Raw genomic sequence first — 12,768 nt, forward strand, 5'->3', positions numbered from 1 at the left:
TCCGGACCCAACGCTCCTGAAGTCTGTGTTCAACACCAACCACCCGGGTCACCGGGAGCACACTGGGGAGCTCGAATGCCATACACACGTAGATCTTTCATGCGCAGCCTGGGAATCACCGGCGGCGCCGGCCTGGCACTCGGTGCTATGTCGTCCATCGGCCTGGCGCCGGCAGTGGCGTCGACGCCGAGGCGATTTCAGGCACCTGCTGCGGGTGACCTGATCGGAAAGGTCAAGGGAAATCACTCCGTCGTGATCCTCGGCGGCGGACCGTCCGGGCTGTGCTCTGCCTACGAACTGCAGAAGGCCGGATACAAGGTCACCGTCCTCGAAGCACGCAACCGCCCGGGTGGTCGGGTGTGGTCGATCCGCAACGGCACCGAAGAAACCGACCTGAACGGTGAGACACAGACCTGTTCGTTCTCCGAGGGGCACTTCTACAACCTCGGTGCGACGCGTATTCCGCAAAATCACAACACCATCGACTACTGCCGCGAACTGGGCGTCGAACTGCAGATGTTCGGAAACCAGAACGCGAACACCTTCGTCAACTACACCGGCAACAAGCCGCTGGCGAATCAGTCGATCACCTACCGAGCAGCCAAAGCCGACACCTACGGATACATGTCCGAGCTGCTGCAGAAGGCCACCAATCAGGGCGCTCTCGACCAGGTCTTGAGCAAGGAAGACAAAGAAGCACTCTCGTCCTTCCTCACCGATTTCGGCGATCTCTCCAGCGACGGCCGCTACGTCGGATCCGCGCGTCGAGGGCACTCCGCGGAGCCGGGCGCCGGCCTCAACTTCGGAACCGAGATCGAACCATTCGGGATGAGCGATGTCATCCAGGGCGGCATCGGGCGTGCATTCTCCTTCGAGTTCGGTTACGACCAGGCCATGACGATGATGACCCCCGTCGGCGGCATGGACCGGATCTACTACAAGTTCCAGGACGCGATCGGGATGGACAACATCGAGTTCGGCGCCGAGGTCAGCGGCATGAAGAACGTGCCGGAAGGCGTCACCGTCGACTACGTCGTCGACGGCAAATCCAAGTCGATCACCGCCGACTACGCAATCTGCACGATCCCGCCGCACTTGATCAAGCGGCTGAACAACAATCTGCCCTCCGACATCCTGCTCGCGTTGGATGCAGCCAAGCCGTCGTCGTCGGGCAAGCTCGGTATCGAATACTCGCGTCGGTGGTGGGAGACCGAGGACCGCATCTACGGTGGCGCGTCCAACACCGACCGCGACATCTCCCAGATCATGTTCCCCTACGATCACTACAACTCCGACCGCGGCGTCGTCGTCGCGTACTACAGCTCGGGTAAGCGTCAACAGGCTTTCGAATCGCTCACCCACCGTCAGCGGCTGGCAAAGGCCATCGCCGAAGGCGCAGAAATCCACGGCGACAAATACACTCGCGACATCTCGTCGTCCTTCTCCGGAAGCTGGCGTCGCACCAAGTATTCGGAATCCGCCTGGGCATCATGGGCCGGCGCGGGAGATTCCCACGGCGGCATGGCAACTCCCGAGTACACCAAGCTGCTCGAACCCGTCGACCGGATCTACTTCGCCGGCGATCACCTCTCCAACGCCATCGCCTGGCAGCACGGGGCCTTCACGTCCGCGCAGGACGTCGTGACCCACCTGCATCAGCGTGTTGCGCAAACTGCCTGACGTGCTTCGTTTCCCATCACTTTTTCTGGAGGTCTAATCATGAAATCTTGCAGCACCAAGGTCCTTGCAGCGGCATTCGCCGCCACCACGCTACTGGGCTTCGCCACTGCCTGCTCGTCTGACGAGGCGGACGCCGAGACCACATCGAGTTCGTTCGTCTCGAAATCGATTCTCGAAGCGGGGCAGGCAAACCCGATGATCGCTCAGGGCGTCGCGATCGGCGGCGACACCGCAATCTACAAGACCAGCGGCATCGGTCCGTCGGCAGGAAACAAGGCGGCGCCGGAAGGTTCGCCGGAGTCGTACATCGACGGTCAGTTCTCCGGCGGTGTTCTGCCGACCGGTGTCACCGTCACCGAGGCGCAGGGCATCAATGTACTCAAGAAGATCCGCGACAACCTCGAAGCTCAGGGATTGAGTCTCGAAGACGTCGTGACGATGCGCGTCTTCCTCGACAACGCGCCGGGATCGGACAAGGCCGACTACACAGGATGGAATCGCGCGTACCGGCAGTTCTTCGCCAACACCAATCTCGACACGGGTGACACCGAGTTGGTGCCGATGGGCACGGCCGAGCCGATCGCTCCGATCGAGCGAAACAGCGCCCGGCCCACCCGATTCGCCCTCGAGGTTGCCGGACTGCCCGTTGCCGGTTGGCTCGTCGAGGTAGAGGTCGATGCGGTGTACCCCGACGGCAAGGAACCCGCCTGATGGGCGCGCTCAGCCCGACTCACTGGGCGATCGTCGCAGTAGTGCTCGTGGTGCTGTTCGGTTCGAAGAAGCTGCCCGACGCGGCCCGGGGCCTCGGCAGGTCGATGCGGATCCTGAAGTCCGAAGTCGGTGAACTGCAGTCGGATACGGACCTCGCGTTGGAGCAGCGAGACTGACCCCCGTGCGCGGTTGAGGAGTCCCCACACTCCTCAACCGCGCACAGGTCTACTAGATCAGACCTTCGGAACGAGCTACCGACGGTGGTGACGGCGGACCCTTCACGAAGACATCGATCAGCACGTCCTCGTCCTGGTACGACGCGAACTGCGCCAACCCCGGCGTCTGGCGCACAGCCGAATGAACGGCGTCACCGTTTTGCGGGTACTCCGGTACGACGTGACGCCAATGGGCGCACAGCAGCGTTCCGCCAGGCTCGAGATGCTCGACGACCTGCAGCATTGCCTCGATGAGCTTTTCGAAGGTCAGGTAGTAGCCGACTTCGCTGATGACGACGAGGTCGAAGGTTTCGTCGGACCAGTCGTCACCCAACGCCCAGAGCCGAAATTCGGAGTCATGTCCGGTAAGCCTCGCTCGAGCGCTCTCGAGTGCGGTCGGGACGATGTCGGTGGCGAGAACGCTGTCGCAGCGCTCGGACAACTTCTCGGTGAGAACCCCGATCGAGCACCCCGGTTCGAATGCGCGACGGTATCGAGGTTTCGGGAGCATAGCGACACTGAGTGCGTACTTCCGCTGCTCGTACCAGCGGGATTCGAAATCCCATGGGTCGGACTGTGCGGCATACATCTTGGCGAAGTAATCCGCGGGGAGTTCACGATCGCTCATACGAACACCGTCTCGTACGGCCTCAGTAATCGTTCCATCGCGTGGCGGGGGAGGATGGGTGCATCCGCGGGATGATCGGAAAGCGGAGCGATCTGTGAAGTGAACTCATTGGTGGCAGCAGATTTCGCAGCCTGAACGTCGGAGGGCAAGGTCACCTTTCGTGCTCTTTCCCACGGGACTGCCGCATGATCCGGCGCGGCCCAATGCCACGCCCAGATGGGATACTCGATCAATCGCGATCCAGTGTCCGCGCACGCCCTCGCCGCCGCGTCTCCGGTGGCTTCGTGGTCCGGGTGGCCGTCCCCGCGCCACGTGGAGGCGCACCAGGTATCCGCCGAGGAATCACCGAGAATCGAGCTGAGGCGGTCGGTCAACTCCTGTCGGTTCTCGCCGATCTTTCCGTCCGGGATGCTCAATCGAACCGGTGTGGGAATTCCGAGGACACGCGCTGCCCGATCCGACTCGGACCGTCGACGGCGTTCCATCTCGGGCTGAGTCACGGTCGGTGAATCGGGATGCGAAGCTCCGCCGTCGGTGACAGATACGACCTGAACACTGATGCCGGAAAGTATTGCCAGAAGAGCGGTTCCGCCCAGACCGAGTATTTCGTCGTCGGGATGGGGAGCGACGATGATCAATCGTGAGCATCCGGTGAGATCCAGTTCCGGAAAACTTCTTCCCCACTCCCGCCATGTCGATTCGGGAGTACCGCCGTCGTCGACAGGTTTCTGCGCGAACAGTTTCGAGTTCACCACGGCCGTTTCCCCTTGGCTGCAATCCGGCCCAGCTCGGCGAGATCCTTCTCGGCGTGACTCTGCCGCAAGTAGACGGTGAGATCGGCTACCCGTGCCGCGTGCGCGGCGTCCATGCAGAGCCGTGCGGCGCCGAGAGCGCGTCCCACCCGATCCAGGGTCTCGGTAGCGGCGCGCTCGACAATTGCGCGCACACGGAGTGCCCGCTGCATGGCCTCGGCATTTTCGTCGAAGGGATCCGCATCGATCTCGGCCGCCGCGACTGCGAGCGCGTTGCGCGCTGCGGCGAGCGCTGCATCGACCGCACCGAGGTGTGCGAGTACGTAGGGGTCTTCGCTGCTTGCAGCCTTGTCGTACAACGGATCAGCGACGCCGCAGGCGCCGCCGTACCAGCATGCAGCCACGCCGATCGCGCCGTGCCAGAACCCCGGGCGGCTCAGATAGTCGCCTGCCGTCCCGACCGGTATGGCCGGAACCATGTCGAAGTCGACCGCGCTGGAGTCGCTTTCGGCCATACCGACGGCCTTCCACGAATCGGGAACGGGATGCACCCCAGGTAGTCCGAGCTCGACCGCGAAGAGGGAGGGGACACCGTCGACCAAGGCGGTGATCAGTGCATGCGTGCAGGTGTTGGCGCCGGAACACCACAACTTGCGACCGGTGAGCGTCCAGATCCCCACGTGCTCAGACGCATTCACCACAGGTTGGGGTGGCTCGGCCGCCCACACTCCCCACAGCTGCCCGGGTTCGGGATCCGGTCCGTCGAGTTCGGTGAGTATCGCGACGGCATCGGTGTGAGCCTCAGCCATCCGGCCGAGAACCACATTCTCCCGTGTGAGCTCTGCCAGGGAGGTCCACCGTGCGGCCGTCGCGCCGCCGCCGGGCAGCGGCAAGTACAGTCCACCTGCGTCCAGGAGTGTGTGTAGTCGTTTCATCGTGCCAGCTCCGCTTCTTCGTTATCGGCGGTCGTACCACCCAGGTTACGGATATGTCCGGCAAAGCCGCCCGGAGTTCGGCCGTCGAGACGCGCAGACGTGGTGACCGCAATGTCCTCTGCCCACGCGATACAGGCACCGGCCTCGCTCAACCGCCGGACGAGATCGACATCCTCGTCTTCTTCGAGATCGCAGAATCCTCCGACGTCCCAGTACATATCGGCGCGGACACCGAGGTTGGCACCGTGGACGTGACCGTGTCGACCATAGGGATGTGCGTGGTACATACGTTCGTACCGTTCGCGAACGGAGTGCGGATGGCCTTCCCAGTCCGCGATGCGAACGGTGCCCGCGACGACGTCCGCAGTACGCGCATACTCCAATTGGCGCGCAATCCAGGTGGGGCCGACCACCGAATCGGCATCGGTCGTGGCGAACCACGCTGAGGCCCCCAAATCCGAGCCGAACGCAGAGAAACCCGTCGCTCGCGAACGGCCGACGTTCTGATGCTCGACGCGGAGTACTTCCACCCCGTCGGGGATGACCCCCGCGGTTCCGTCCGAACAGTTGTCGAGGACGGCAACCACTCGGACGGGGACAACGCAAGCCGACGCCGCTGTTGCGAGTGCACGAAGGCAATTGGGGAGGTCTTCGGCTTCGTTGTGGGCGGGAACTACGACAAGAACCTGGTCGATTGGCACAGTGACGATCCTTTCCTCACCCTGGTACGGTCGGGTCTTCTTTCGTCCCGGTTCTCAACAGATAACCACATTTCGGACGGGTGCCGCCGCGCGACCGCCAGCAGCCGTGCAGGTCGAAAACTGTTTCGGTGAAACATCTCTGGATACGTTTGAGAGATGTGCCGGCGGGGTACAAGACGGGGTTTTGCGACTGTGCTTTCGGGTGCAAAACGGGGTTTTGCACCGAAGAATCTTCAGAACCGGCGGTGGCGCACCGAATCGACGAGCATCCGGGCCACCTCGTGCAGTTTCACGTTGGTGTGCTGCGATTGCTGAACGAGTCGGCTGAATGCTTCGTCGGCGTCGATGCCGTGGATGGCGATCAGCACGCCCTTGGCTTGTTCGATCTCGGCACGAGATTCCATGGCGCAGTGCAACTGTTCGATGTGCTCGTGTGCCTGACGCCAGCGTCGTGAATCTGCGATCGCCGCGCCCGCACCGGCGGTGAACAATTTCATCAACTCTTCGTCGAAGGGCTTGAACTCTGTCGAGGCGAATCCGTAGACGTTGAACGCGCCGAGAAGTTCGGTGCTTCCTTCGCCCATGGTGAGCGGCACGGACAAGTAGGACCGGACACCTTGTTTCCGGGCCTCGGCGGTGAATTCCGGCCATTTGTCGTCGTGATCACCCACCTTCGACCGAACCGACGACATGGTGCGCGCGGCGTCAACGCACGGACCACGATCGGCGGAATGCTGGGCATCGTCTATCGCGGAAAGGTAGTCCGCGGTAGATGCAGCAGTTCGTGGGCCATCGGCGGACAGCACCGTCACGCTGACAGCATCGGCATCCGGCAGCGCTTTGACCGCCGTCTCGGCCAGACGTTGGAGCATGGAGTCGAGATGCGCGTCCGTGTTCAGAGTGGACCGGAGTCCGGCAATCGCTTCGGCGAGGGTGTCGAGCGAATCTGCTGCGGAAACAAACGCCGCGGCTCCCTGTGGGGTGTCCGCATTGCCTGTCATGATTCAGGTCTACTCCGCAAATTGCGGCGATGTAACCGTTCCAGGCGGTCTTTGCTTCGATGTTGCATGAAATCCGAGGTTCCTGGGTAGCCGCACGCAGCGATGTGCGATGTCGCCTGAAAAAGAGGAGCCGATGATGATCCTGCGTTTACCTGGTGTGTATCCACCGCAACACGACACGTCGTTACTGGCGGATGCGCTGCTGTTCGAGCGCCTCACCGCTCGCAGTCGGGTGCTGGATCTGTGCACGGGGACCGGCGCCCTCGCTGTCGCGGCATCAGCGGCAGGCGCAGGCCACGTCGTCGCGGTCGACATATCTCGCCGCGCGTGTGCCAATGCTCGTCTCAACGGGATCCTCAACGGAACCTCGATCGACTCCCGTCGTGGCGACCTCACCGAGGCGGTGCACGGCGAACTCTTCGATCTGGTGATCTCCAACCCGCCGTACGTCCCTGCTCTTGCAGATGATCTCCCTACCGCTGGAATCGAACGTGCTTGGGACGCAGGAAAGGACGGACGCGCCCTCATCGACAGGATCGCAGCCACCGTGCACGAGGTGCTCGTCCCGGGCGGCACACTGCTTCTCTTGCAATCGGTGCTGTGTGGGGTCGACAAGACCGAGGCGATACTCGAAGAACACGGTATGGCCGTAGAGATTTCAGCCCGGAAGTACGTTCCCTTCGGGCCCGTGATGCGCGAGAGGCGCACCATGCTCGAGGCACGAGGGTTGATCACCACCGGTCAGGAAATCGAACAACTCGTGATCATTCGCGCAACGAAGTCTTGCCCTTCTCCCAACTCGATGTGAGGTGATCGCCGAGAAGATCGTCGAACGCCAGGCACGCTGCGGCGCCGAACAAGATGTCATCAGTGCGGTGCGGCTGCGAAGAAGCGAGACCGCCGGCAAGTTCCCGAACGGCGATCTGTTCGTGAACGGAATCCGCTTCCACGTGCTCGTCGTAGAACAGTGTCGCGCCCGAACCGAATCCGAGTCGGCGCAGTCCTGCGCTGTATCGTTTGCTCGGCAGCGCAGACGTGGTCTCGACAGCGCACAGATGCCCGACCAGCGTTCCGAGATGGCGGCGATGAAAACCGAAGAGCGAGAGAGTATTCAACGACGCCAACGTTACCGCGGGAACAGAATCGATGTAGTGGCCGTAGCGGTCCGAAAGACCCACAGCCCGCATGGTGTCGGCAAAAAGACGCGAATGCATTCGCTCTGCGCGGCCGCCTCCGTACTCGTCGCTCTGCACTTCGACGAGGGCGGCCTTGACGGCACCGGAGAGGCGCGAAATTCCGAGGGTGTGCACATCCGCCTCGCGGAGCTGATTGAGCGAACGGTGAATCAGCACCTCCGAGAACTGATCGATCGTTGCATCTTTCGCCATGAAGGACGCAAGACCTGGGCCTGCACTGGGGGCGGTCATCGACCAGAGGTCGGCCACGACGTCGCCAGACGACTCCACTGTCCCCACGAGTTGCGCGATGGCGGACTCGAAACGCTCTTCGAGCCGAGACCGCACCGCGAGCAGGTCCGGATTCCACTCCCATTTGTCCGAGACGTTCTCGATTCCCTGCAAATGAAGCTCGTAGAGGAGCGTCAGGGTCAGCTGAGCGTCGTCGTCACGAAGAATGTCGTAGGTGAGGTCGGTGGACTGTGCATCCTCGTACGCGTCAGCGGCAGCCGTAATCTCCCTCGGATCGGCCGAGGAGCGCAGAATGGAAACGAGAGTGGCGCTCAGTGGGCCGCGGGCCTGTGGAACAGGCATGGAAGTGGGCACACCAGTGGCCGAATCGAGAACTGAAGAGGACATATGACCGCGTTTCCCGAATCGTCATCTGCCGAAACACCGAGTGTTCCCGGTAACAACACCACCATAACCGCCTGCACGGACGGCCCGCTGCTGGTGCGTGGTGACTTCGAGTTGCTCCGTGACGACGGCACTCCGATAGAGAACAAGCGCTCTACGGTTGCATTGTGTCGATGTGGGCGGACCGGCATCGCGCCGTTCTGCGACAGCTCCCACAAGAAGAAGCGGGCGCGAGCGACGTAACCGGTGCCAATATTCGGAACAAGCCCGACCCGTGAACCGAGACGACCCGGAAACCAAGAAAAGGCTGGATGCCGGCACCATGCGGTGCAGCGTCCAGCCTTTTCAGTCTGAAGTCAGACTGGGATCGAACTCAGATGGCGCGAACATTCTGAGCCTGGGGGCCCTTCTGGCCCTGTCCGATCTCGAACTCGACCTTCTGGCCCTCGTCGAGGGACTTGTAGCCGCTGCCCTGGATCTCCGAGTAGTGAACGAACACATCCGGTCCGCCACCTTCCTGCTCGATGAATCCGAAGCCCTTTTCACCGTTGAACCACTTGACACTGCCCTGAGCCATAACCAAATTCTCCTGGATCCATCGAGCCGAGCCCTCCCATCGAGAGTCCGGTCTCACACCTGATCCTGCCATGCTCTTCTTTTTCTGTCTCCAATTAGATGCATGGCGAGTTGCAGTATTTGACGGCTTTGTCCCGTTCCGGGACCACGTCGGAAGCAGGTGATTGTTCAACTATGCGCGTTTACCTGCTGTGATGTATTCGTCCCTTCGATGCAGCGCGAAATGACAACACCTGTGTTAAATCTGGATTCGCGGCGCAGAATGCCACCCCGATACCGAGGAGGGGACCAAATACCCAACTCGATCGGGGTCGAGATCAGTCCGAATCGTCGGGTTTGGTGTGCCCGTCGAACGTCACATGGATGTTCTCGTGGGGAACCGCGCGTTGTGCTTTTGCTTGATCGGCGAAGGTGCGCCGATCGCCTTCGATGAGTTCGGTGTTGTCGGTGAACGGAGCCAACAACGCCCGCGGATGGAGTTTGTCGACTCGCACGACGTTGATTTCCGCGCACATGACGATCGAGGCTGCAGCGAGGAACAAGAAGGCCAACAAACCCAGAACGATGGCAAAGACGCCATTGGTGGTGGAGGCACCCCGCACCACAGAGGTCACATAGAGGGCACCGAAGGACTGAAGTGCTTGCCAGAGAACAGCAGCGGCGATCGCTCCAGGTGCCACATCGGCTACCGAGAGCGGGCGGGCGCAGGTGAGCCGGAAAGCGACGATGAAGATGCCCGCATTCAAGACGACTACCGCAAGGGTCAGCAGGAAGCTGAACGAACCGCCCAGATGAAGCGCACCGCCGATGTTGGAGACAGCGGTGGTCCCCAAGATCGCGAGACCGATCGTGCCGAGGAGTAGTAGCCCTTGGAGACGCCCGCGGATGGGATCCGGTCGCATATTTCGGGGTACCGACCACACCGTGTTCATCGCGTTCTGGCAAGCCAGAGCGACACCGAGGCCACCGTAGAGACCACCGACGATTCCGATCACCAGACCCGTGACACCGCCGCCGATCTGTTGCGCATTGCCCAGGTCGTCACCGATCACCGGAAACTGATGCAGCGCGGAGTCCAAGATCTGTTGCTGAAGCTCAGGGTTGCCCGACAGCACGAAGCCGAGAATGGTCGAGAGCAACAGAAGAAGAGGAAAGAGCGAGACGAAGCCGTAGTAAGCGATCAGCGCGGCTAGATAAACACCTTGATCGTCGAGGAACTTGTAGAGGACCGCTATCGGGAACCCCAGGGCCGGATGCTTCTGTTGCAAGGCATCGAGGCGCTTGGCGATTGTCATTCTCGGTCTCTCTCAGCTCGTCGGACAGCCCGACGAACCTTAGTCGCTGCGAGCGCCCGGCGCTCGACGCCGGTGCAGCCGTCGCGTCAGGAGGCTTCGAGTGACTTCTCTGCTTCGTCGAGCGCGCGCATTGCTCCCTCGACAGAGTTGGTGACCGGGAATTCCTCTTCTGCCCGCGCCGCGCGAAGCAAGCGTCGAAGCGGGTGTGACCCGATCGCGGCCCACTGGAAGTCGTGGGCTCGCGAACGGGAGTTCAGCTCGGCGAACAGTTCGAGGCAGACCGCACCGACGAACAGTGAGTTGGACAAGTCCAGAATGACGCGAGACCACTCCGCAGCGTACGAGTTGAGAAGTTCTCGTAGTGCTGGGGCGGAGAGTTTGTCGAGGTCGACGTCGACCTGGATCAAGACTGTCGAGGGCGCTATCCGCCAGGCCGCGAAACCATGCGTTTCCACGATCGGCCCCAATTGTGTTGAGGGATCGATGGAATCGATCGGTGTGTGGTCGAGTTCATTCAGATTCATGGCAGATCCGGTCTGTGTGCTTTCATCGAAAGGCTGACGACCGATCTGGCGGCGCGGAAAGTGAATGCGTCCAGGCGTGGAAAGCTTTAGAGCTCAATGGAAATGAACAGTACAGATGTGCGCAGGAAATACTCACCTGATCCAGAGCCTTGATGCGAACCGAGCGCCAGTGGCTTCAACCCCGGCTGTATTCTCAACCTCGGTACCGTTCAGTGTAGCTCGAGGGCGTGAATCGGTCCAGGTGAGAGGTCGAATATTAAGCGGTGCAATGTTTTTGGCTCGACGCTTCGGTATGGTGGAAGATCAGCGTCACCGGACGAAGGGAATCAGATGAACGACCGCGATGCACTCACGGCCATCTCGACCAAGCTCGACACACTGATCGGCGCGGAGACCAACGGTTTGCGGGACGAGGTTCCGCCCGGTTCCAGTGTGCAGCGCACCGAGCAGGATGGCGAGCACGGCCGGTGGGGGCACGATTACCGCCTCGCCAACAAGTATCTCGAGGCCCTGGACATCGGCCAGCCCGGCCTCATCGATCGAGACGAGCTGGAACGTCTTGCACAGGAATACATCTGATCCTCGAGACGTACCTTCAGAAGATTTCACCCATCTCGGTGCGTAGCTGCTTCAGTGACTGAGTGAGGATTCTGGATACATGCATCTGAGAGATGCCGACCTTTTCGGCAATCTGGGATTGGGTGAGATGGCCGAAGAATCTGAGAACGACGATCGTGCGCTCGCGCTCCGGTAGTGCCAGGAGCGCGGGCCGCAGGGTTTCGTGATTGTCGATCCGACTGATCGCTTCGTCGTACTGTCCCAAAGTGTCTATCAGAGTCAGACCACTCCCGTCGCCGGCGGAAGCGGTGTCGAGCGGTGTGGTTCGGTACGAATTACCGGCGGTCAAACCTTGTTCGACCTCGTCCGGTTCGATGTCGAGTTCCTTGGCGAGTTCCGCGACTGTCGGTGCACGGCCGAGCGTCTGGGACAAAGTCGTGAGCGCCCGGTTGAGGGCAAGGTGCCGTTCCTGAAGGCTACGAGGCACTCGCACGGACCAGCCGTGATCGCGAAAATGCTTGCGAACCTCACCCATGACGGTCGGGACGGCGAACGAGAGGAAATCCGATCCTTTGTCGACGTCGAATCGCTGCACGGCCTGTATGAGCCCGACGCGAGCAACTTGCTCCAAGTCCTCGAAAGGCTGGCCACGCCCCTGGTATCGGCGAGCGACGTGTGTGGCCAGGGGTAGGCACAGTTCGATGATCGAGGTGGTTATTTTTTCTCGGCTGGGATCATTCGGCGGAAGCGAGGCCATCGAGACGAACAGTTCGACAGCTGTTTCGTACTGGTCCTTCTTGTCCGGTGGGACAGCGGTCACGCACGCTCCTGGGGCAAGCCCTTTTCAAGCGTCATCGTCAGGGTGATGTGACCGTCCGCGTCGATTTCCGACTGTTCCAAGCGGACGGAATCGACCAGCGCTTCGAGAACGAACCATCCGAAGCTGTGCGACTTGTCGGGTATCTCGGAGTGCGCGATCACGGACACGACGGTCCGAAGTGTGCGGCCGACGGTGTCGAATCGGCAGGTCAAGTCGCTGGACGGTATCGCGTGGCCGATGAGGATGCTCGCGACTTCGTCCATCGCCAGAGCAAGGTCGGCTGTTCCGTCGACATCGAGTCCGGTGTTGTTGGCAACCGTTCGGGTGATTCCGCGCAGAGTGGGAAGTTGAGAGTACGACGCGCGGACGCGGAGCGAGGCGATGGAGTCGTGAGTTAGTTCGGTTTCGGTCGGACTCGACAGAGGGATCAAGGGGCTTCCTGTAGGTAGATGTGGCGTAATTCCGGCGGACCGAGGCAAGGACCGGTACCGGCCGTGCGTGCCAGCCATCTCTACCCCGGAAGTATTCATGGCCTTGGATTACCCTTCGCCCGGCGAACTA

The 12,768-nt window shown here is 61.4% G+C and carries 17 protein-coding genes; 6 read left to right on the forward strand and 11 right to left on the reverse strand.

Features of this window, described 5'->3' with window-relative positions:
* Positions 1-99 precede the first annotated feature (99 nt).
* The 3 genes from GN300_RS17190 to tatA are packed head-to-tail and all read left to right on the forward strand — an operon-like array spanning position 100 to position 2,567.
* Complete coding sequence (locus GN300_RS17190; RefSeq protein ID WP_063314892.1) at positions 100-1,680, forward strand: FAD-dependent oxidoreductase; 1,581 nt, start codon at positions 100-102, stop codon at positions 1,678-1,680.
* 39 nt (positions 1,681-1,719) lie between these two features.
* A complete protein-coding gene (locus GN300_RS17195) occupies positions 1,720-2,391 on the forward strand; it encodes a Rid family hydrolase (RefSeq protein ID WP_054780853.1) in 672 nt (223 codons plus the stop codon).
* Complete coding sequence (gene tatA / locus GN300_RS17200) at positions 2,391-2,567, forward strand: Sec-independent protein translocase subunit TatA (protein WP_003943732.1); 177 nt, start codon at positions 2,391-2,393, stop codon at positions 2,565-2,567. The genes GN300_RS17195 and tatA overlap by 1 nt, the downstream gene beginning before the upstream one ends.
* Before the next feature lie 52 nt (positions 2,568-2,619).
* Here tatA and GN300_RS17205 read toward each other — a convergent pair whose 3' ends face one another.
* The 5 genes from GN300_RS17205 to GN300_RS17225 all read right to left on the reverse strand — a co-directional run bounded on the left by GN300_RS17205 (position 2,620) and on the right by GN300_RS17225 (position 6,623).
* A complete protein-coding gene (locus GN300_RS17205; protein WP_042926398.1) occupies positions 2,620-3,234 on the reverse strand; it encodes a class I SAM-dependent methyltransferase in 615 nt (204 codons plus the stop codon).
* On the reverse strand, positions 3,231-3,989 hold the full coding sequence (locus tag GN300_RS17210) for a PIG-L deacetylase family protein (RefSeq protein WP_003943643.1): 759 nt from the start codon (positions 3,987-3,989) through the stop codon (positions 3,231-3,233). The genes GN300_RS17205 and GN300_RS17210 overlap by 4 nt, the downstream gene beginning before the upstream one ends.
* Positions 3,983-4,921, reverse strand: a complete 939-nt coding sequence (locus GN300_RS17215) for a hypothetical protein (protein ID WP_063314891.1) — start codon at positions 4,919-4,921, stop codon at positions 3,983-3,985. Before GN300_RS17215 ends, GN300_RS17210 begins: the two co-directional genes overlap by 7 nt.
* Positions 4,918-5,622 (reverse strand): glycosyltransferase family 2 protein, encoded by a 705-nt coding sequence (locus GN300_RS17220; protein ID WP_042452319.1) that lies wholly within the window; start codon positions 5,620-5,622, stop codon positions 4,918-4,920. The genes GN300_RS17215 and GN300_RS17220 overlap by 4 nt, the downstream gene beginning before the upstream one ends.
* A gap of 233 nt (positions 5,623-5,855) precedes the next feature.
* On the reverse strand, positions 5,856-6,623 hold the full coding sequence (locus GN300_RS17225) for a GAF and ANTAR domain-containing protein (protein WP_063314890.1): 768 nt from the start codon (positions 6,621-6,623) through the stop codon (positions 5,856-5,858).
* A gap of 109 nt (positions 6,624-6,732) precedes the next feature.
* Between GN300_RS17225 and GN300_RS17230 the strand changes: the two genes are divergently transcribed.
* Entirely contained in the window at positions 6,733-7,431 is a 699-nt protein-coding gene (locus GN300_RS17230) for a HemK2/MTQ2 family protein methyltransferase (protein ID WP_037131016.1), read from the forward strand.
* Here GN300_RS17230 and GN300_RS17235 read toward each other — a convergent pair.
* On the reverse strand, positions 7,388-8,437 hold the full coding sequence (locus GN300_RS17235) for an iron-containing redox enzyme family protein (RefSeq protein WP_063314889.1): 1,050 nt from the start codon (positions 8,435-8,437) through the stop codon (positions 7,388-7,390). The genes GN300_RS17230 and GN300_RS17235 overlap by 44 nt on opposite strands.
* Between GN300_RS17235 and GN300_RS17240 the strand changes: the two genes are divergently transcribed.
* The gene (locus tag GN300_RS17240) at positions 8,438-8,677 is read left to right on the forward strand and encodes a CDGSH iron-sulfur domain-containing protein (RefSeq protein WP_003943717.1); all 240 of its coding nucleotides are present in this window, start codon (positions 8,438-8,440) and stop codon (positions 8,675-8,677) included.
* Positions 8,678-8,807: 130 nt separating this feature from the next.
* Here the strand turns inward: GN300_RS17240 and GN300_RS17245 are convergent, their stop codons facing one another.
* The 3 genes from GN300_RS17245 to GN300_RS17255 form a co-directional block, all read right to left on the reverse strand.
* A complete protein-coding gene (locus GN300_RS17245) occupies positions 8,808-9,011 on the reverse strand; it encodes a cold-shock protein (protein ID WP_003943666.1) in 204 nt (67 codons plus the stop codon).
* Positions 9,012-9,327: 316 nt separating this feature from the next.
* The gene (locus GN300_RS17250; RefSeq protein WP_003943713.1) at positions 9,328-10,305 is read right to left on the reverse strand and encodes a YihY/virulence factor BrkB family protein; all 978 of its coding nucleotides are present in this window, start codon (positions 10,303-10,305) and stop codon (positions 9,328-9,330) included.
* An 86-nt stretch (positions 10,306-10,391) separates the two neighbouring features.
* The gene (locus GN300_RS17255) at positions 10,392-10,829 is read right to left on the reverse strand and encodes an STAS domain-containing protein (RefSeq protein WP_007726553.1); all 438 of its coding nucleotides are present in this window, start codon (positions 10,827-10,829) and stop codon (positions 10,392-10,394) included.
* 330 nt (positions 10,830-11,159) lie between these two features.
* On the opposite strand from GN300_RS17255, the gene GN300_RS17260 reads away from it, so the two are divergent.
* Positions 11,160-11,408 carry a hypothetical protein gene (locus tag GN300_RS17260; RefSeq protein WP_003943680.1) on the forward strand — a complete coding sequence of 83 codons (249 nt, stop codon included), beginning with the start codon at positions 11,160-11,162 and terminating at the stop codon, positions 11,406-11,408.
* Between the two features lie 16 nt (positions 11,409-11,424).
* On the opposite strand, the gene GN300_RS17265 is transcribed toward GN300_RS17260, so the two are convergent.
* Positions 11,425-12,207, reverse strand: a complete 783-nt coding sequence (locus GN300_RS17265) for a SigB/SigF/SigG family RNA polymerase sigma factor (RefSeq protein WP_003943639.1) — start codon at positions 12,205-12,207, stop codon at positions 11,425-11,427.
* Positions 12,204-12,638: an anti-sigma factor gene (locus GN300_RS17270; protein ID WP_003943620.1), complete on the reverse strand. Its 435-nt coding sequence runs from the start codon at positions 12,636-12,638 to the stop codon at positions 12,204-12,206. The genes GN300_RS17265 and GN300_RS17270 overlap by 4 nt, the downstream gene beginning before the upstream one ends.
* Positions 12,639-12,768 lie beyond the last annotated feature (130 nt).

The sequence above is a fragment of the Rhodococcus sp. Ni2 genome, from assembly GCF_021352185.1.
In the GTDB taxonomy this organism is placed as follows: Bacteria; Actinomycetota; Actinomycetes; order Mycobacteriales; family Mycobacteriaceae; genus Rhodococcus_F; species Rhodococcus_F qingshengii.